Here is a 21,237-nt window from a genome sequence, read left to right as displayed (position 1 = left end):
CAAAAGTACGAAAAAAGGTTTAAAAAGTGAATGTTTCACGCAAAATATGTATCTTTGCAACAAACTATGCCACGTCTTCATCTGCTGGAAGTGGCGAAAAGAAAGATAACAATGGCAAAAATCATTGCTTTAGCTAATCAGAAGGGCGGTGTAGGAAAGACCACTACCACCATCAATCTTGCCGCTTCGCTTGCCACGCTTGAGAAGAAAGTCCTCGTCGTGGATGCTGACCCACAGGCCAACGCATCCAGTGGACTGGGCGTCGACATCTCACAAGTGGACTGCTCCATCTACGAGTGCATCATCGACCACGCTGATGTGCGCGACGCAATATATACTACCGATATCGACGGGCTTGACATTATTCCCAGCCATATTGACCTCGTCGGAGCTGAGATAGAAATGCTAAACATTGACAACAGAGAGAAAGTACTGAAGAATATTCTTGATCCCCTGCGCTCCGAATACGATTATATACTCATCGACTGTTCGCCGTCTTTAGGACTCATCACGGTCAATGCACTCACGGCTGCCAACTCTGTTATCATACCGGTACAATGCGAATATTTCGCTTTAGAAGGAATCAGCAAGCTACTCAACACCATCAAGATCATTAAGAGCCGGCTCAATACCAAGCTTGAGATAGAGGGGTTCCTGCTCACTATGTATGATTCACGCCTGAGACTTGCCAACCAAATCTACGATGAAGTGAAACGTCACTTCCAGGAATTGGTTTTCAAGACCGTCATCCAGCGCAACGTAAAGCTATCTGAAGCTCCCAGCCATGGACTACCGGTCATTCTTTATGACGCTGATTCTACAGGAGCCAAGAACCACCTTGCCCTGGCTAAGGAAATCATTGACAAAAACGCGTAACACGGATTACAACTATGGCAGTACACAAAAAATTCAACGCACTCGGCCGTGGTCTTGACGCCCTCCTCTCTACAGAAAACGTGCGAACGGAAGGATCATCGACCATCAGCGAAATACCTCTCGATCAGATTGAGCGCAATCCCAACCAGCCACGAAGTCTCTTCGACGAGGACAAGCTGGAAGAACTGGCGGCAAGCATCCGTGAGATCGGAATCATTCAGCCCATCACGCTGAGGCAGACGGCAGAGAACCGATTCCAGATCATCGCCGGTGAACGCCGATGGAGAGCCTCACAGATCGCAGGACTCAAAACGATTCCGGCCTATATCCGCACCATTAAGGATGAGAGCGTCATGGAGATGGCGCTTGTGGAAAACATACAACGTGAGGACCTCAACCCTATAGAGATTTCTCTCGCGTATGAACATCTGATGGAAGGGAAAAACATGACACAGGAGAAAGTGGCGGAGCGCGTCGGCAAGAGCCGTGCCAACGTCACCAATTATCTACGTCTTCTGAAGTTGCCTGCTCAAGTGCAGATGGCATTGCAGAAACGGGAAATAGATATGGGACATGCCCGTGCGCTGCTCGCCATTGACAGCCCATCTACACAGCTTCAGCTCTTCAAGGAAATCATTAAGAATGGATGGTCGGTAAGAAAGGTAGAGGAAATGGTACAACATCTCAAAAATGGAGATGACATCGATTCTGGAAAGAAAAAGATTAAAGCTAAAAGTACTCTCTCTGAAACCTATAATACGCTCAGAGAACACCTCTCCAATTTCCTTGGGACCCAAGTGCGGCTTTCTTGCTCGAACAAAGGCAAAGGGAAGATCAGCATACCCTTTGAGAATGAGAAAGAGTTGGAACGTATTATGAGCGTCTTTGACGGTTTGAAGAAACAAAACGCACAGGCTGAATAGAGCCTTCGCCATTTATGTTACCACATTATTCTATATATAATAAATTTTGGACTGCTATTCTATGCCTTCTATGCTGTCCTTTAGGAACAAACGCACAAGTTGCCGAGGCCAGACATGGTAACGACACGATCCATACGGAAGAGTTTGTGGCGGAGGACAGCATAACCGTAGCAGAAAAGCAGGCCGTAGCTGACACGACAAAGCTAAAAAAGCAAAAACGCGATTGGGCAACATGGAAACCTGACCCCAAAAGAGCCATGTGGCTTGCCCTCGTCATGCCAGGAGCTGGTCAGATATATAATCGTAAGTATTGGAAACTACCTATTTTTTACGGCGGTTTTGTGGGTTGTGCCTATGCGTTGAGATGGAACAACATGATGTACCGCGACTACAGTCAGGCCTATCTTGACATCATGGACGACAATCCCGCCACGCAGAGCTACAATCAATTCCTGCATCTTGGCACACAGATCACCAGTCAAAATCAAGCACAATGGCAAGATGTATTCCGCAAACGTAAGGACCGGTATCGCCGTTGGCGCGACATGAGCTTCTTTGTCATGGTGGGCGTCTATGCGCTGTCAGTCATTGACGCCTATGTTGATGCCTCGTTGTCAGAGTTCGACATCACCCCGGACCTGAGCTTCTACTTTTCCCCGACGGTCATTAACAGCCAGGGAAACGGGCTGACACCCTTCAGCAGACCCACCATCGGCTTGCAATGTGGGTTTACGTTTTAAAAGACGTACTCGCGGTCACACACTAATGTTTGAAAAAAGAATGAAAAAGAAAAGAACTCTCATTGTTTCAGTTTTATTAGCTATATTCTGCCTTAACACACAAGCGCAGACAGATGAGAAAGGCATTACCGTCAACGGCAATGGCAGAAAGGAACACATAGACCTTCCTCTGGCAATGACTACAGATCTTGACAGCCTTATGCAACTTTACAAGACCAAGATGTATCTCAAGCCAGATACCGATTGCAACATGCCGGACATCAATCCTATATATGATGCAAGCATCTACAAGGAGCGGTTGGCAAAGCTTCCTACCGCCATTGAGATGCCTTACAATGACATTGTCCAGGCCTTTATTGACCGATATACCGGCCAGCTCAGACGCAAGGTGGCTTATATGCTCGGAGCCCAGAACTTCTATCTTCCTGTCTTTGAAGAAGCATTGGAAAGCTATGACTTGCCTTTAGAATTGAAATATCTTCCCGTGATCGAGTCTGCACTCAATCCCACGGCAAAGTCCAAGGCCGGCGCTGTGGGACTGTGGCAGTTTATGCTCACGCCTGCGAAGCGCTACGGATTGAAGATCAACTCATTGGTCGACGAACGTCGTGATCTTATAAGAGCTTCCTATGCAGCAGCCCATTATTTGAGCGACTTATATAAGATCTACGGTGACTGGAATCTCGTAATTTCTGCCTACAACTGTGGCGTGGATGCACTTAACAAGGCCATCCGCCGCTCTAAAGGTGAACGAGACTATTGGAAAATCTATCCAAAACTGCCTGCAGAAACACGCGGTTATGTACCCGCCTTCATTGCTGCCAACTATGTCATGAACTATTACTGTGACCATAATATCTGCCCATTAAACACCGACCTGCCACAATCAACAGATACGGTAATGGTTGACCGTGATATTCATTTCGAGCAGATAGCGCAGTTTCTCCCCATCAGTATTGATGAACTCATGGATCTCAATCCGCAATACCGCCACAATATTGTCAGCGGGCGATCCGAACTTGCTGTCCTTCGCCTGCCGTCAGCCCTGATTCCCGCTTTCATTGACAAGGAAGATTCCATCATCTCGTCTAACACAAAAGACTACAAGCCCAAGCGCATGGAAGTGAAAGTAGCCGGAGGCAGCGACAATTACACCGTCAAAGAGAACAAGGTCACTTTCGACAATACCGAATCAGACGAGCAAACAACAGAGAAAAGCAGCTACCGGCAATCATCAAAGAGAAATAGCAGAGGCAGCCGGAGCTCCAGGAGCAGCAAGAGATCTAAGAACAGTAAGAAGAAAGACAAAAAGAAACAAAAAGCCAGGAACGTGTCCGTCCGAGAGGGTGACACGCTCAGCGAGATAGCAGAACGTAATAATACTACAGTCTCCAAACTGAAGAAACTGAACAAGATCAGCGGCAACAATATCAGGGTCGGAAAGAAGATACGCGTGAAATGAACCAGCGTTTAGACTGAGCAGGATGAACCTATTAATGAGAAATTGAGTATGGACGACCAAGAGTTGAAAAACAAGGAGAGGGAGCAGGCCGATAACAAGATGATAACGGATGCTTTCAATCATCTCCTCAACACTTATCTGCAATCCTCACACCGCCGTAAAGCAGATATCATCACAAAGGCCTTCAACTTTGCCCGCCAGGCACACAAAGGCGTGCGCAGACTGTCGGGAGAGCCATATATCATGCACCCCATCGCCGTGGCACAGATAGCATGCGAAGAGATGGGACTTGGCTCCACAAGCATTTGCGCGGCTTTGTTACACGATGTGGTGGAGGATACCGACTATACTACCGAGGATATTGAGAATATCTTTGGACCAAAAATAGCACAAATTGTTGATGGACTGACTAAAATCAGTGGTGGTATCTTCGGTGATCACGCTTCAGCCCAGGCGGAGAACTTCAAGAAGCTACTGCTTACCATGAGTGATGATATCCGAGTCATTCTCATTAAAATCTGTGACCGACTGCACAATATGCGCACACTGGCCTCGCAACCAAAGAATAAACAATACAAAATCGCGGGCGAGACGCTATATATCTACGCGCCCATTGCCAACCGATTGGGACTCAACAAGATTAAGACTGAGCTTGAAGACCTGAGCTTCAAGTTTGAGCATCCCGAAGAGTACGACCGCATCATGCAGAAACTGTCCATGACTGAAAAAGAGCGGCAGACACTCTTCGACGAGTTCACTGCCCCTATCCGTGAATCGCTCAATCAGATGGGATTCACTTATCACATCAAGGCCCGCGTCAAAAGTCCCTACTCCATCTGGTGCAAGATGCAGAACAAGCATGTTACATTTGAGGAGATCTACGACATTCTCGCAGTGAGAATCATCTTTACTCCAAAGGAGTACAAGGATGAAATCAACGAATGCTTCCAAATCTATGTTGCCCTGAACCAAATATACAAGAGCCATCCAGACCGATTGCGCGACTGGGTCAACCACCCCAAAGCCAATGGCTATCAGGCGCTCCATGCCACCATGATGTCGAAACAGGGCAAATGGATTGAAGTGCAGATCCGGTCCGACCGTATGGATGACATCGCGGAGCAAGGCTTTGCAGCACACTGGAAATACAAGGAGCAAAACTCCACCGACGAAGACACAGAGCTTAACAAATGGCTCGGCACCATCAAGGAGATTCTTGACGATCCGCAACCGGATGCCATGGACTTTCTCGACTCCATCAAACTGAATCTCTTCGCCACAGAAATCTTCGTGTTCACGCCTAAAGGAGAGGTCAAGAACCTTCCCTCCGGTAGCACCGTACTCGACTATGCTTTCCAAATCCACACATTCCTCGGAAGTCACTGTATCGGCGCAAAAGTCAATCACCGTCTTGTGCCACTGAGCCATAAACTGCAAAGTGGAGACCAGGTAGAGGTACTGTCCTCCAATTCACAGCATGTGCAGCCATCATGGATCAACTTCGTTTCTACAGCCAAGGCCCGCTCTAAGATTCAGGCAATCCTTAGGCGAGACCATCGCGAGCAGCAGAACACCGGTGAGGAAATATTCAAGCAATGGCTCAAGGACAAAGACCTGCAACCTTCACCTGACATCATCGACAAGCTGTGCACTTATCATGAGATTGACTCACAAGAGAATTTCTTTGCGGCCTTAGGAAAGAAAACCGTCATCCTTAGCGACAAGGATGCTGAGATTCTCAATGAGAAAAAGACTTCGACCGTATCGGGATGGAAAAAATATGTACCATTCATCGGAAGAAAGAAAAAGGGAGAGCCCACACACCCCATCAGCAATGAGCTGTTGGTTGCCGACAAGGGATTCAACAGAAAAATACCCTGTGTCATTTCCGAGCGTACCATCGGCATGTACATCTTCCCCGCATGTTGCCATCCTATCCCTGGCGATGACATTCTCGGATTCATTGACAGCAAGGACCATGTGGAAATACACAAGCGGTCGTGCCCCACCGCAGCCAAGCTTAAGGCAAGCTTTGGGCCACGCATCCTCGACGCGACATGGGACATGCACCGTCAGCTCTTTTTCGATGCCACCATCGAGGTGGAAGGCATTGACCGCAAGAGCATCTTCCACGATGTGGTGGAAATCATCTCCAACAAAATGAATGTCAACATTCACAAAGTGTCGTTCACTGCCGACCAAGGCATCTTCAGCGGGCAGATAGAAATACGTGTCCACGACCGCGAAGAGGTGAAGACCATCGTCGGCAGACTGAAAAAGATAGAAGACTTGAAAGAAGTCAGGCAGATACTGTGATAAAAAACGATTCCCCTGCGGACAGCATACGCATGGGAATTACAGCAGATCGAGATGCGCTTTTATTTCTTTCAATTCGGAAAGCGTTTCCTGCAACATGCCGATGACCTCTGAGCTCTTGTCCACCCCATCCCTGTTGCTACGCAGATAATTCCGTGCGGCAGCTATCTTGAAGCCTCTCACCTTGATCAGATTATAGATGATCTTCAGCTCCTCAATGTTCTTTTCAGTGTATTGCCGGACTTTGCCCACCCCTGTCGTCTTAGGCTTAATCATTGGAAACTCCTTCTCCCAAAAACGTAGAGTACTTTCATTTACGCCGATTATTTCCGACACCTCCTTGATGGAGTAGTACAGTTTCTTTTTCTTCTCGCTGTATGTCGCCATAAATCTTTTCTCTTTCTTGGCTGCAAAGATACAGAAAAAACAAAGAAATTAGTAATTTTGCACTTGATATTCAACTATTGAGAATAAAAAAACAGACTTATTATTTAAAACATCTAAATACAAGATGATGACAGCAAACGAAATCCGTGACTCGTACCTGAAGTTTTTCGAGTCAAAGGGACACGTCATCGTGCCTTCTGCCCCAATTGTGGTGAAGGACGACCCCACGCTGATGTTCACCAATGCCGGTATGAACCAGTGGAAAGATATTATTCTCGGCACAAAAGATCCCCACCCATGCCGACGCACCGACTCACAGAAATGCCTGCGCGTCAGCGGAAAGCACAACGATCTTGAAGAGGTCGGACGCGACTCCGCACTCTCCCACCACACCATGTTCGAGATGCTGGGCAACTGGAGCTTCGGCGATTATTTCAAGGAAGGTGCCATCGACTATGCCTTCGAGTACCTGGTCAATGTGCTGCACCTTGACCCGAAGGACCTTTATGTTACGGTCTTTGAGGGCGATCCCTCCGAGAATATTTCCCGCGACGACGAGGCTGCCAAATACTGGGAGAAGCACTTCCCAAAGAACCATATTGTCAACGGAAACAAACACGATAACTTCTGGGAGATGGGCGACACAGGCCCCTGCGGACCCTGCTCAGAGATTCACATCGACTTCCGGCCCAAGGAAGAGAAGAAGAAAGTACCTGGAGAACAGTTAGTCAACAAAGATCATCCGCAGGTCATCGAGATCTGGAACATCGTGTTCATGCAGTTCAACCGTAAGGCAGATGGCTCTCTGGAGCCCCTGAAGATGCACGTCATCGACACTGGCTTAGGCTTTGAGCGCCTCGTGCGGCTGCTTCAAGGGAAAAGCTCCAACTACGACACCGACATCTTCACCCCTATCATTGAGGAGATTGAGCGGCTGTCAGGACACAAGTACAACCACACCTTCCCTGAAGGAGCCAACGGCGAAGGGGTGAACGCAGAGGAGAAAGTAGACATCGCCATCCGTGTCGTTGCCGACCATCTGCGTGCCGTTGCCTTTGCCATTGCCGATGGACAGCTGCCAAGCAACGCCAAGGCCGGCTATGTCATCCGCCGTATCCTTCGCCGCGCCGTGCGCTATGCCTACACTTTCCTCAACCAGAAGGAAGCGTTCATGTACAAGCTCGTGCCCGTACTCGTGGCTGAGATGGGCAGTGCCTATCCCGAATTGAAGACACAACAGGAACTCATTGCCAAAGTGATGAAGCAAGAAGAGAATTCCTTCCTCCGTACTCTCGACCGAGGCATCAGCCTGCTCACCGTGGATATGGAGGAGCTGAAGGCTGCCGGTAAGAAAGAACTTGAGGGCGAAAAGGCCTTCCGTCTCTTCGACACTTATGGCTTCCCCCTCGACCTTACCGAGCTCATCTGTGGCGAGAACGGCTTCAGTGTCGACGAGAACGGCTTCAACGAGGAGATGACCAAGCAGAAAGAGCGCGCACGCAACGCCGCTGCCGTAGAGAACAGCGACTGGGTCAGCGTCAGCGAGGGTGAGCAGGAGTTCGTAGGCTACGACACCGATGCCTGCGACGCGCACATCCTGCGCTACCGTAAGGTGACACAGAAGAAAAACGTGTTCTTTGAAGTCGTACTCGACCAGACGCCCTTCTATGGTGAGATGGGCGGACAGGTAGGCGACAAGGGCAAGTTTGTCTTTGCCGATGAGACCATTGACGTCGTCGACACTAAGCGTGAGAACAACCAAAGCATTCACATTATCAAGAAGTTGCCGGCCGACATCACCGCTGACCTGCGCGCCGAGGTGGACATCGCCAAGCGTGAAGGCTCCGCCTGCAACCACACTGCCACCCACCTACTCGACTATGCCCTGAAGCAAGTTCTCGGCGAGCAGACCGAACAGCGTGGCTCTTATGTCGACGAGAATGTGCTGCGCTTCGACTTCAACTATTTCCAGAAGGTCTCGCCAGAGCAGATCCGCCAGGTAGAGCGCATCGTCAACAAGATGATTCGCGAAGACCTGCCCCTCGATGAACACCGCGACACTCCTATCGAGGAAGCAAAGAAACTCGGTGCCGTCGCCCTCTTCGGCGAGAAATATGGTGATAAGGTACGCGTAGTGCGCTTCGGACCGTCGGCCGAGTTCTGCGGAGGCATTCACGTCAAGAGCACCGGCCACATCGGATTCTTCAAGATCATCGCCGAGAGCAGTATCGCCGCGGGTATCCGTCGCGTCGAAGCCCTCACCGGTGAAGCCGCCGAGGAAGCCATCTACGCTGTGGAAGACACCCTCGACACCATCAAGGGCATGTTTAATAATGCCAAGGATCTGCAGAAGACCATTCAGAAGTCCATTGACGAAAACACCGGATTGAAAAAGCAAGTGGAGCAGTTCCAGGCGCAGGTAGTGCAGCAGATGTGCGACCATCTCGTGGCTGGCGCCAATGAGATGAACGGTGTGAAGGTGGTGAAGGCCGTTGTGCCGTTCGATGCCAACAATGCCAAGGATCTCGTCTTCAAGATTCGGGAGCGCCTGCCCGAGCGTCTCGTCTGCGCCATCGGCAGCAATGCTCACGACAAACCGATGATTTCGGTCATGTTCTCAGACGACATGGTGAAAGACCGCCGACTCAACGCGGGGCAGATCGTCCGCGAGGCTGCCAAGCTCATCAAGGGCGGCGGAGGAGGACAGCCCCACTATGCTCAGGCTGGCGGAAAGGACCTTGACGGCCTCAACGCGGCCGTAGAAAAGGTCGTGGAGCTCTGCGACCTTTGAGACAGTGCTTATTTTTCATCGTACGGCACGTGTCAGACAATGCTCCGGCACGTGCCGTACAATTTTCCGGCACGTGCCGGAGATTGCTACGACACGTGCCGGATCTCATGATGATCTTATTTGGCCCGTGTGTTATATGAGGCGGAAGTGCGGCGAAAATGACGGTTTACGGATGAAAAACTGCAAAAATCTTGATTTATGGAGCAAACTGTCGACCGCTATTCAAAATAAATTGCTATTTTTGTGACGACCTGTATGTTTTCATTTTCAGCTTCACTTGTCTGCCCTTCAATAAAAAGAGGAGGGCAGGAAAAAGTGGACAGGTTTTTTGTATATGTTACCGTTCATGATGTTACGAGCCATGAAAAAACAATATCACGGAAAGTGCCTGCTACTGGCATGGGCGCTCCTCTTTCTCCACCTGCATGCCGGCGCGGCCCGTTATGAGGTTTACGGGCTTACGTGCGAGAACTTTCCCCGTCCCGTCGGCGTTGAGTCGTCCCACCCACGGTTTAGCTGGAAGCTGCTGGCCGAGCAGCGCAACACCCTGCAAACAGCTTATGAGCTGGAGGTATACCAGGACCGGCAACTCGTATGGGCCTCGGGGAAACGGCAGGGCGAGAGCCAGCTGTACGTGCCCTACGAAGGAAAACCCCTGCAAAGCGCCACCCGGTATGAGTGGCGCGTAAGAAGCTATGACAACCACGGCAACTGCTCGCCGTGGAGCGATAGGCAACCGTTCACCACCGCTCTCCTCGCTCCCGCCGACTGGCAGGACGCCAAATGGATAGCCCTGGAGAAGGACCAGGCCACAGTCACCGACGGCCGTCACCTTTCAGCCGCCTATGGCGACGCGCGCACAAAGCTCTTCGGCCGCTACCGCATGCCCCTCTTCCGCCGTGTCATCCAGTGGGACAAGCCCATCCGGCAGGCCGTGGCCTACGTAAGCGGACTCGGCCATTTCGAGCTGATGCTCAACGGCAGGAAGCAGGGCCGCCACTTTCTTGACCCCGGATGGAGCAACTACAACAGGCAGGCCCTATATGTAGCGTTCGACCTTACCGACAGCCTTAAATCCATAGCCTCCCGCCGGGCCGTGCTCGGCGTGATGCTGGGCAACGGGTTCTACAACATTCCTACCGGGCGCTATTTCAAGCTGAGCCGCTCAAACGGGGCGCCCAAGCTGCGCCTCAAGCTGGTTATACGCTACGAGGACGGAACCACGGCCACCGTTGTCAGCGACAAAAACTGGAAAACCTGCGCCGGCCCCATCACCTTCTCAAGCATTTACGGAGGCGAGGACTACGACGCACGGCGGGAACAGCGAGGCTGGGCGTCTGACGCCGGTTTTGACGACAGCAGGTGGCAGAAGCCAGTGATTGCCGGCGGCTATCATGTCCGGATGAAGGCACAGCTCGGTGCGAGGATGGAGCTGGCGCAGCGTGTCGACACCCGGCGCCGATACAAAAACGGGCACGGCCGCTGGGTATACGACCTGGGCCAGAACTTCGGAGGTGTCGTCTCCATGCAGGTCAGGGGAAAGCAGGGCTGCCGCATTGTCCTTGTTCCGGGCGAGCTGCTGAACGCCGACAGCACCGTGAACCAGGACGCCACGGGCAAGCCCTTCAGCTACAGCTACACGTGCGGCGGGGAGGACACGGAGCGGTTCGCCCCACGCTTTACCTACTACGGGCAGCGATACGTGGAGATTGAGGGGGCAGTGCCAGCGGGAACGCCGAATCCCGACGGCCTTCCCGAAATAGACGACCTCTGCGGCTACCTGTCAACAAGCGCCGGACAGCCGGCCGGACAGTTCGTGTGCTCCAAGCCGCTCTTCAACCAGATACACACCCTTATCGACTGGGCCATACGCAGCAACATGGCCAGCGTCATTACCGACTGCCCCCACCGTGAGAAGCTGGGGTGGCAGGAGCAGGACAACCTGATGCAGCATTCCATCAACTACCGCTACAACACGGCCTCGATATACGAGAAGTTGTTCGACGACCAGCTGCTTGCGCAACGGCATGACAGCATACGGGGGACCGACGGCGTGAGCCACGAGGGGTGCATGCCATCCATCTGCCCCGAATACGTGCGCTTCTCCGATGGATTCGAGGATTCGCCTGAATGGGGCTCCTCCTGCATCATCAGCCCGTGGTACAACTATCTTTGGTACGGCGACCTGCGGAGCATCCGTGACCACTACGCCTCCATGATGGCCTACCTCGGCTATCTTGACCGGCGGGCAAAGGACAACCTGCTTGGGTATGGCCTGGGTGACTGGTTCGACATCGGCCCCAAGGCCCCCGGCTACGCGCAGCTCACGAGCCAGCGCCTCACCTGCACGGCCACCTATTATTATTGCACGCGCATCATGGGCAAGTGCGCTTCGCTGCTCGGCTACACCGCCGAGGCCGACCGCCTGCTGAACAAGGCAGAGGCCATACGCCAGGCATACAACCGGGCCTTCTACCACCCTGAAACCGGCCTGTACGAGAACGGCAGCCAGACGGCACAGGCCATGAGCCTGTACATGGGCCTCGTTGACGAGGCCAACCGAGGCAAGGTGGCCGCACGGCTGGCGAAGAGCCTGCGTGACGGCAACTACGCCCTCACGGCAGGCGATATAGGCTATCGCTACCTTCTGCAGGCGCTCACCCGTGAGGGCTACGGCGACGTGGTGTTTAAAATGAACTCAAAGTATGATACGCCGGGGTACGGGTGGCAGATTGCCCACGGCGCCACGGCGCTCACGGAATCGTGGCAGGCCTACGGCTTTGTGTCAAACAACCACCTCATGCTCGGGCACCTCATGGAGTGGCTGTATGCCGGGCTCGGCGGCATTACGCAACAGGACGGCAGCGTGGCTTTCAGGACGGTGAGGATAGCCCCGCAGGTGGTGGGTGACATAAGCTATGCTGACGTGAGTTACGAATCGTCCCGCGGCACCATAAGGTGCGGCTGGAAGATTGTTGACGGCCGTTTTGTTCTCGATGTTGACATTCCCGCCGGCTGTGAAGCCGTGGTATGCCTGCCCGCAGGCATCGGCGGGCCCGCCCATGCCGCACCGCACGGGGAGCTGAAGGTGGGCTCGGGCCACTACCATTTTGAAGTCGGGCAATAGCGGGAAGCAAGCCCTGCGGCAGCGAAAGCCGCCCCTTCTTTCCGCAGTTGTCCAATTCGCTATACCAATTTTAGCACACTTTTCTGAGCGTTTTAGTTCGTTCTTTAACCCAGTTCTTGGACAGGTGCTCGGTTGACCAAGCACGGATGTCCTTTAGTTTAACATTTACAATAATATATTCTGTTCTCACGGTAGATCGATGACAACTTTGTAGGGATCCCTTGTCGGATCCTGCTCGCAAAAATAGTCAGAGCATGCTCATAGCGTTTAATAGCTGTTTCACATATATCTTGCTTCTCTTATTTGGATGCAAGATACGAATTCATTGTTTCAGCTACAATACACAATCGCGGAGACGCTTACGCAATTGTGAAGTGACCAGCATCAGGGCTTTAATACCTTGGAAGTCAAAAGTATACAGTCCCTATTTCTTTAGGACCCCGTATTTATTGAAAAGATTTTTTCTTTTTGTTTGGCTATAAAAATAAAAGTTGCTACCTTTGCACTCGCAACTTCGAAATAAGTCGGGCTTATTTTTGAAGTTGACTCGCTAGCTCAGTTGGTAGAGCACAACACTTTTAATGTTGGGGTCATGGGTTCGAGCCCCATGCGGGTCACGAAACGGCAAAAAGGGGATTCTTTCAAGGATCCCCTTTTTTAGGTTCAAACACAGGCACTTGTGTTCCAATGCGTTGGTTTAGAGGATTTTGTGTCAATGTTAAATCCTATGGCCAACGGGAAGTGTCGGGAAGTAAAAAGACCCATCGGGAACCATTTGCGCTACAAAATGCCAAATGCGCTACAAATTTGCGCTACACGCTCAAACTCGGTAAGCGAAGTAAAGATATTCATCATCAGCTTACCTGAGGGTGATGAAGCTTTGACGATGAATAAAGAATTTAGCAACAATATTTTAATAAGTTTTTCTTCTAAAAATATTTTGTCACAAACTAAAATTTTATTAACTTTGCGCCAAAAGAGAATTTTTCATAACCCGAATCTTTAAAATTGATACCTTTATCGATGAATGATTTTCAAACTGTGAGAGTTAGTAATTCTCTCTTTGTCATATTTAAATATCAATACCATGCACCAAAAATGGTTTTTTAAACTATCCCTGATGGTAGTTACTTTGATTAGCTTCAATGCTTGTCAGGATTCTGAAGAGGAAGTTACAAGAAATCCTCTTTCAGAAGAGGTCTCGAATTCACATGCCATTACTGCCGAGGAAGCATTATCTACACTTAATGATTTCCTCAAGGGTAGTATGACAAGGTCGAATAGTCCACTCCCAAGGGTTATGAACGTAATCCCAATGAAGTTGGAAAACGTTGCGACACGGGCAATGGCCACAGATGCGGAGAATGTTATATACGTCGCAAACTTCTCTGACAATAGCGGTTTTGCTGTTTTAGCAGCAGATGATAGAATTCAGGAGCGAGTTATTGCTGTAGCTGACAAGAGTAACTTAACAAAAGAGGATGTAGATGCTGTAGCATCTTTTTTCAAGAATAAAGAGAATTATATAGATCCAGATTATCCAACTACTGGTAATGGATTATTCACGGTAGGTGATTATCCTGATGAAGTGTTTTTAAATCCAAACACTTTCTCTACCTATGATGAAACACAAGATGACAATTGGGTTGGAAATTTCTCAGAAGAAGATAGTATGCCAGCAACAAGGGCAATTGCAAATCCAAGATACAATCACGAAAGAATTGCCTTGTCCTATTGTGTAGATTATGCTATGGATGAGATATATACTGGCAGCGGTAGTAATAACAATTCTTATACTACAAATACGACGTATACAGATTGGAGAGATATAAAACGGACAAGTAACATATTAAGTGCATATGTTGGATGGCATCAAAAATCTCCATTTAATGATTTTTATCCCAAGAAACGAATGTGTATTCTTTTTGGTCATAAGAGAAGAGCACCCGCAGGGTGTTTCCCTTTGTCATTAGCTAAAGTTCTAACAAAATTTAAGTGTCCAGGAATATTCTCTTATAATGGGAATATTGTAAATTGGGATGCCATGAGTAATGTAAATACGACTCTTGGCAAGGTTTCAGCTGCAACTCTATTAAAAGGCATATCAGAAAGTTGTGGCTCAATGTATTTTTACCAAGGAACTTTCACATTTCCATCAAAAGCATCTTCTTTCTTAAAAAAAATGGGGTATGAGGATGTGAATAGATTCAACTATAATTATAGTAGAGTCACATCGATGATTAACAATGATTGTCCTGTGATTATCTACGCTATTCTAGGCATTAAAGTATGGTTTAGTCATGCTTGGATTATAGATGGGTATAAAGTAAGGGTCAGACAGAAGATTACAAAACAATACAGGAACGGAAGCCTAATTGGCACAAGTACAATAACTGATACATGTCGAATGGTACATTGCGATTTCGGATGGAGAGGACACTGTAATGGATATTATGTCGATGGAGTTTTCAAACTCAATAGCAATGAGAATGATTATGATTATCCTTGGGAAAAAAGAGACAAGACCAAGTTTAATCATCATATTCGTATAATCACGTACAAGAAGCCAATATAATTGCAAATATGAAAAGAGAAATTTATCTTATATCTTTATTATTATCACTCTTACTTGTAGCCTGTGGAAGTACAGATAACTATGGCTATCCGTCTCATATAACGTTTGAGAAAGATGGTGGCACAAAGGTCTGTTCCGGAACAAGTGGATGCTACCAGGTGGAGATCCATGACTACAACGGTGACGGGAACACAACCTACTCTAAGGGAGAGAATGACACCATAATCGCTACGTATGATTGGCTGACCGTAAAATTCAGGCTATACACGGAAGTATTGAAGATTACAGCATTGCCCAATACTACTGGGAAAAAACGAACACTTTATCTAAGCGGTATGGTGAACGATTTTTCTGCAGATATCAAGGTAACGCAGCATTGATGACCATATGGGGCTCAAGGTCGACATTCTCATTTCTGTGTTGGGCCTTGGGGGCTCCCTAAGCGAGGGCGTCATTGGCTGATAATTTTGGCAATTGTCAGCAGTGTAACTAATCCTTAAAAATGAAGAAAAATCTAAGTTGATGCAAACTGACTGACTGATAATGAGCAGGAAACGGAACAATTTGCATAAAACTGCCTCCTTTGTAAAGGGCGGGGATATGCTGATTCAGGCAGAAGTTCAGTTACTAAACCATTACCCGATTTCACCTAGGTAACGATGGAGTACTATTCGGTAACTGAATTATTTTTGCTCGTGTGACTGTTGCTTCGGTCGGCAGTTTTCTTCTATATAACTACTCAGTGCCAGTAGTATTTAAGAACCGACCCAAAACCGTCAAACAAAATATGACGGGCATAAAATAATTCTGGAGCCGTTGCGTTATCCATTTGAGGCCTGCTTTGGGTAAAAGAACTGAAATGGATGAATGATGAAAGTAATTTGATAAAATTGCTTCGAGGTGGCGACCGCCACGCCTTCGACCAGATATTCCGCATCTACTACAAGCCCATGTGCGTCGTTGTCAGCCAGATTGTCATGGACAGGGATGCCGTAGAGGAAGTTGTTGATGACGTGTTTCTCGGTATCTGGGAAAAGAGGGAGCAGCTTCCTGAAATCAGGAACTTCGGGGACTACCTCTTCGTTACCACCCGCAATGCCAGCTTGAACTATATCCGAAACAACGGCTCAGGCAGTGGCGGCAGGCTGCCATGGAGTGTCGTCAGGCGGTTCTCGGATATGGTTGACAAAGCCTTTGTGGACGCGAACAACCCTTTGGACTTTCTTCTTCAGGAGCAACTGGGCGAAGAGGCCAGGAAGGCTATGGCCCACATTCCGGACAAAAGCCGTAACGTTTTTCTTAAAAGCAGGATGGAAGGCAAATCGTATCAGGAGATAGCCCGGGAGCTTGACATATCGGTAAACACGGTGAGGTATCACATGAAGTTGGCGTTGCGTATTCTCAGGAAACATTTGTCCAAATTTCTTATGGTTCTTATTTTTTTCGCGTGAATTGGATTAAGTGTCCTACCCGCAAGCCGTGAAGTTTACATCATATATTAAAAGAAGTGTTTCAAAATGGATAGCCAACAATACAATAGAATGGACGACCTCATTGCCGACTGCCTCACCCGCCAGGCAAGCCCGCGGGAGTATGAGCGGTTGTCGGCATGGATGGACGAACGGCCCTCCCACCGTGCATATGTCCGCCGGCAGTTACAGGCCTGGTATGCAACCCAATGCGATTTGTCGGCCTCTGAAGAAAGCGTTGACGAAGCCCTTTACAGAATCAGGGCAAAGGGTTATGGCGCGGCGCCGGTTCGCCGCGTGGTCATTCACCGGTGGCTTGCCGTGGCGGTGGTTGTCCTGCTCTTGCTGCTGCCTCTGTCCGGATTCCTGATAGGCAGCCATGTACGCCAGCCGCACGGCCGTGCCCTGACAGCGGAGACCGGCAGCCGGGGCAAGGCCCTGTTCACGATGCCTGACGGCACAAAAGTGTGGCTCAACAGCAATTCAAAGCTTACATGGGGGCAGGCATATGGCATAAGCAATCGTGATGTTACCCTGTCAGGAGAAGGCTATTTTGAGGTAGCGGGGAACAAGTGCCTCCCCTTCCGTATTCTGTCGAGAGAGCTGTCTTTGACCGTTGTGGGTACAAAGTTCAATTTCCGTAACAGGCGGTACGAAACAAACGTTACGGCCGACTTGGTGGAAGGCAGCATCAGGCTGTCGCTCACCGGCGGCAGGCAGGAAATGTTGCTCGTGCCTAACCAACGCATGACGTATAACCGCCTCACGGGGCAAATGACCAAGAACACGGTCAATGCCAAGCATGCCAGGCTGTGGACACTTTCACGCATGAGGTTCGAGGACGCAACCGTTGGAGAGATTATGGGCAGCCTTCAACAATACTACCAAAAAAGAATTGTCGTGTTGCCTGGTGCGGCCTCTGTCAGGTTTTACTGTAATCTGGACGTTGAACAGGAATCACTTGACAACATTCTCCACAACATGAGCTCAACAGGAAAGATACACGTGTCGGAGCAAAACGGCACTTACTACGTCAGGTAACCGTGGCATGCCTTCATGAAGAAAAAGCTATGTAGGGCAAAAAGTGTAATCCATGTTTCTAAATTACAGGCATGGATTTTTTTTTCAGTAATTCTCCTACCCACCTCCCACGAATTCGGTGTCATCTTAATATCGTGTCAAAACCTTCATTGATATGGCATGACTGCCGTAGGCTAATTTTTTTTATTTACAATAAAGATCAATCTATCCTATGAGAATCAAAACCAAACTAATCGTTGCAGCGGCCGCGTGCTGTTTCAGCATGGCGCTTGCGGCGCAGAACATTACGTTGAGCATCCGCAACCTCACGTTCAGGGATGCGATACACAAAGTGGAGAAGGAATCGGGCTATTCCTTCATGTTCTCTTCACAGGACCTTGACCTGAACAGGCGTGTGTCGCTGGAGGCAAAGAACTCGACAATCCGCCCCATCGTTGAAAGGCTGCTGAAGGGGCAGGATGGCCTGACCTTTGACATTAACGGGAAAACCGTTGTTATCAGGCGCGCCGTCAAGCCACAGGGGCAGAATGGCACATCACCCTTACAGCCGGTGAGCAAAAAAAGTTTCAGGGGACACATCTGCGACAGCAAGGGTGAACCTGTCATCGGTGCCACGGTCAAGGTGCACGGCGCGTCCTTCGGAACAATTACGGACGCGAAGGGTAACTTTCAGCTTGAAGCACCCCTGAACGCCATGCTGGACATCAGCTATATTGGATACCAGGATAGGACATTGCGCGCGGTCGACGGCATGACGGTAACCCTGACGGAGAGCAGCAGGCAGCTGAGCGAAGTGGTCGTTACGGCACTGGGCATCAGGCGTGAGGAGAAAGCCCTGGGCTACTCCACCCAGAAGCTCGAGGGCGATGCCCTATCGAAAGTGAAGTCGACGAACGTCGCTGCTTCAATGACCGGAAAGATAGCCGGCATGAACGTTCAAAACAGTACGGAGTTCAATGAAGCGCCGGTCATCAAGCTCCGGGGTGAAACTCCACTGCTGGTTGTTGACGGGGTGCCGTATCATAACCTCACCCTGCGTGACATTGCCGCAGACGACATAGAGTCGGTGAGTGTGCTGAAGGGAGCCACGGCCTCGGCCCTTTATGGTGACCGTGGAGGCTCTGGTGCCATCATGATTACAACCAAGCACGGGCAGAAAGAAGGTTTCAGCGTTACGTTCAACAGCAGCACGATGTTCAATGCCGGATTTCTCAGGCTTCCGAAGGTGCAGACAAGTTATAGCTCCGGTTCAGGCGGTAAATACAAAACGGGTGACTACGTATGGGGCGACCGTTTGGATATCGGCCGTGAGGCCAGCCAGTACAACCCGCAGACGCACGAGTGGGAAGTGATGCCGCTGGTGTCAAAGGGAAAGGACAACCTGAAGAATTTCTCGCAATTCAGCTTTGTTACCAACAACAATCTCAGCATTGAGCAGAACGGTAAGTACGGCGGTGTGCGTTCGTCGCTCACTTACGTGTACAATAAGGGGCAGTGGCCGAATGAGCGCCTGAACAAGCTTACCTATGCCGTCAGCGGCCATTTCAAATATAAGAAATTCAGCGGCGAGGCAGGCGTCACCTATAACAGGCGTTTCTTCCCTAACGACGAGGGTACGGGGTACGGTGGCAACGGCTATCTGTATAACCTGCTTATCTGGAGCGGAACGGAATTTGACATACGCGACTACAGAAATTACTGGGTAAAAAAGGACGAACAGTCGAACTGGATGGACCGCAGCTGGTACGACAACCCTTATTATATGGCTTATGAGGTAACCCACAAGCAGAGGTATGACGTTACCAATGCTTTTTTCAGCGGGAATTATGAGCTGCTGCCGTGGCTGAAGCTCATGCTGCGCAGCGGCATAGACACTTACACAGAGAAGGATGAGTATCAAACACCTGTGGGTTCCGTCAGCGGCTGGGGGAACAAAAAAGGATATTACCACTACGCCAGATACACCGGGCTCAGTTCAAATACCGATGCCATGTTGCTGGGCAACTATAAATATAAGGACTTTCAGTTTGATGGTTTTTTCGGTGGCACCATCTACTACTTTGAAGATGACGGTATTCATTCTGAAACGTCAGGGGGGCTTCTTGTGCCGGGATATTACTCCCTCAACGCTTCAGTTGACCCTCCCACGACGGGTAAGTCGGAAAGCCACAAGCAGGTCAACTCCCTCTATGGCAAGATTGCCGCTTCCTGGAAGAGCACAGTGTTCATTGAATTTACCGGACGAAACGACTGGTCGTCAACGCTCCCGCCTGCCACGCGTTCATATTTCTATCCATCCGTTGCTGGAAGTGTGGTGCTGTCACAGTTTGTCCCGCTGCCAAAGGAGGTTTCTTTCTGGAAGATAAGAGGGGCATGGACGCAGACGAAACACGACATGGGTATTTACTCCATAAACAATGCCTACTCCCTGGCCACAAACGTATGGGACAACATGACGGCCGTATATTCGCCGTCAACCATTCACAACGCCGTCCTGTCCCCGTCGGCATCGCGCACATACGAGCTTGGCACAGCCGCACAGTTCCTTGACGGGCGCCTGCGCTTCGACCTAACTTACTATCATAAACTCAACTACAATAATACCCGTTCGGCAGGGCTTACGCCCACGAGCGGATATACCAGCACCCTTATCAACATGGAGGAAGAGCAGGTCCGCAAGGGCTGGGAGGTTGTTCTCTCCGGCGATATTGTCAAGAATCAGGACCTCGTATGGTCGGCAACGTTCAACTGGTCACGTGACCGCTTTTACTACGGAAAGGTAGACCCTGTTTACAGCACGCAGCATCCTTGGGTGAAAAAAGGCAAGCGCTGGGACTGGGTATCGGCCTATGACTACCAGCGCGACCCTGACGGTAACATTGTTCACGGCAGCGACGGCATGCCTTTGTACAATCCATACGCCACCGTCCAGGGCTATTCTGAGCCCGACTGGATATGGGGGCTCAACACAACGGTATCGTGGAAGAATTTTACGTTAAGCCTATCGGTTGACGGAAGGACAGGAGGCATTGCGCATTCGGTTATTGACCAGGCAATGTGGAACTCGGGCGTGCATCCCGACAGCGATAACCAATACAGATATGAAGAGGTGGTAAACGGCAATAAAACCTTCGTGGGAAAAGGGGTCAAGGTGGTATCGGGAAGTGCCGACTGGGACAGCGACGGCAACATCGTGCGTGACGACCGCGTGTTTGCTCCTAACGACAAGGTGGTTTCCTATGAGTCGTACATGCTGAAGATGAATCCGTACATAGGCAGCGTCCGTACGCAGAATCTGCTCGACCAGACGTTTTTCAAGCTTCGCGAGTTGGCCATCAGCTATGATGTGCCACAGTCGTTCTGCAGGAAGCTTCGTGCCGAGCGTGCCAGCATAGGCTTCATCGGACAGAACTTGCTCATATGGACAAAGGAATTCCGCTTCTCTGATCCTGACAAGGCTTCGGAGAACCTGAATTCTCCATCCATTCGCTATTTAGGATTCAATTTGAAACTTACATTCTAATTCAATG

The 21,237-nt window shown here is 49.8% G+C and carries 14 protein-coding genes and 1 tRNA gene; 14 read left to right on the top strand and 1 reads right to left on the bottom strand.

What is annotated here, in order from left to right; genetic code table 11:
* Positions 1 to 111 precede the first annotated feature (111 nt).
* From PREMU_RS12535 to PREMU_RS12515, 5 genes are read left to right on the top strand one after another with little or no spacing between them, the layout of a single operon-like run.
* Positions 112 to 876, top strand: a complete 765-nt coding sequence (locus tag PREMU_RS12535) for a ParA family protein (protein ID WP_040559065.1) — start codon at positions 112 to 114, stop codon at positions 874 to 876.
* Between the two features lie 14 nt (positions 877 to 890).
* Positions 891 to 1,799 carry a ParB/RepB/Spo0J family partition protein gene (locus PREMU_RS12530; protein WP_007575825.1) on the top strand — a complete coding sequence of 303 codons (909 nt, stop codon included), beginning with the start codon at positions 891 to 893 and terminating at the stop codon, positions 1,797 to 1,799.
* A 14-nt stretch (positions 1,800 to 1,813) separates the two neighbouring features.
* On the top strand, positions 1,814 to 2,539 hold the full coding sequence (locus PREMU_RS15790; RefSeq protein ID WP_007575822.1) for a DUF5683 domain-containing protein: 726 nt from the start codon (positions 1,814 to 1,816) through the stop codon (positions 2,537 to 2,539).
* Between the two features lie 40 nt (positions 2,540 to 2,579).
* Entirely contained in the window at positions 2,580 to 4,001 is a 1,422-nt protein-coding gene (locus PREMU_RS12520) for a lytic transglycosylase domain-containing protein (protein ID WP_007575820.1), read from the top strand.
* 48 nt (positions 4,002 to 4,049) lie between these two features.
* Positions 4,050 to 6,317 (top strand): RelA/SpoT family protein, encoded by a 2,268-nt coding sequence (locus PREMU_RS12515; RefSeq protein ID WP_007575818.1) that lies wholly within the window; start codon positions 4,050 to 4,052, stop codon positions 6,315 to 6,317.
* Positions 6,318 to 6,356: 39 nt separating this feature from the next.
* Here PREMU_RS12515 and PREMU_RS12510 read toward each other — a convergent pair whose 3' ends face one another.
* On the bottom strand, positions 6,357 to 6,704 hold the full coding sequence (locus PREMU_RS12510; protein ID WP_007575817.1) for a MerR family transcriptional regulator: 348 nt from the start codon (positions 6,702 to 6,704) through the stop codon (positions 6,357 to 6,359).
* Positions 6,705 to 6,828: 124 nt separating this feature from the next.
* Between PREMU_RS12510 and alaS the strand changes: the two genes are divergently transcribed.
* From alaS to PREMU_RS12465, 9 genes are all read left to right on the top strand, one after another.
* Positions 6,829 to 9,495: an alanine--tRNA ligase gene (alaS, locus tag PREMU_RS12505; protein ID WP_007575816.1), complete on the top strand. Its 2,667-nt coding sequence runs from the start codon at positions 6,829 to 6,831 to the stop codon at positions 9,493 to 9,495.
* A 361-nt stretch (positions 9,496 to 9,856) separates the two neighbouring features.
* On the top strand, positions 9,857 to 12,622 hold the full coding sequence (locus PREMU_RS12500) for an alpha-L-rhamnosidase (RefSeq protein ID WP_050796439.1): 2,766 nt from the start codon (positions 9,857 to 9,859) through the stop codon (positions 12,620 to 12,622).
* Between the two features lie 544 nt (positions 12,623 to 13,166).
* Positions 13,167 to 13,239: transfer RNA gene (locus PREMU_RS12495), tRNA-Lys, on the top strand.
* 110 nt (positions 13,240 to 13,349) lie between these two features.
* Positions 13,350 to 13,628, top strand: a complete 279-nt coding sequence (locus tag PREMU_RS12490) for a hypothetical protein (RefSeq protein ID WP_156804022.1) — start codon at positions 13,350 to 13,352, stop codon at positions 13,626 to 13,628.
* 114 nt (positions 13,629 to 13,742) lie between these two features.
* The gene (locus PREMU_RS12485; RefSeq protein ID WP_156804021.1) at positions 13,743 to 15,197 is read left to right on the top strand and encodes a C10 family peptidase; all 1,455 of its coding nucleotides are present in this window, start codon (positions 13,743 to 13,745) and stop codon (positions 15,195 to 15,197) included.
* Between the two features lie 8 nt (positions 15,198 to 15,205).
* Positions 15,206 to 15,577: a BACON domain-containing protein gene (locus PREMU_RS12480; RefSeq protein WP_007575813.1), complete on the top strand. Its 372-nt coding sequence runs from the start codon at positions 15,206 to 15,208 to the stop codon at positions 15,575 to 15,577.
* Positions 15,578 to 16,060: 483 nt separating this feature from the next.
* Positions 16,061 to 16,648, top strand: a complete 588-nt coding sequence (locus tag PREMU_RS12475) for an RNA polymerase sigma-70 factor (protein WP_007575810.1) — start codon at positions 16,061 to 16,063, stop codon at positions 16,646 to 16,648.
* A 66-nt stretch (positions 16,649 to 16,714) separates the two neighbouring features.
* Positions 16,715 to 17,707, top strand: a complete 993-nt coding sequence (locus PREMU_RS12470; protein WP_007575809.1) for a FecR family protein — start codon at positions 16,715 to 16,717, stop codon at positions 17,705 to 17,707.
* Positions 17,708 to 17,918: 211 nt separating this feature from the next.
* On the top strand, positions 17,919 to 21,230 hold the full coding sequence (locus PREMU_RS12465; protein WP_007575808.1) for a SusC/RagA family TonB-linked outer membrane protein: 3,312 nt from the start codon (positions 17,919 to 17,921) through the stop codon (positions 21,228 to 21,230).
* The last annotated feature ends 7 nt before the right edge of the window (positions 21,231 to 21,237 follow it).

It is taken from the genome of Hallella multisaccharivorax DSM 17128, from assembly GCF_000218235.1.
In the GTDB taxonomy this organism is placed as follows: domain Bacteria; phylum Bacteroidota; class Bacteroidia; order Bacteroidales; family Bacteroidaceae; genus Prevotella; species Prevotella multisaccharivorax.
Note: the sequence above shows the minus strand (reverse complement) of the source record. Positions and strands in the feature narration are given on the sequence as shown.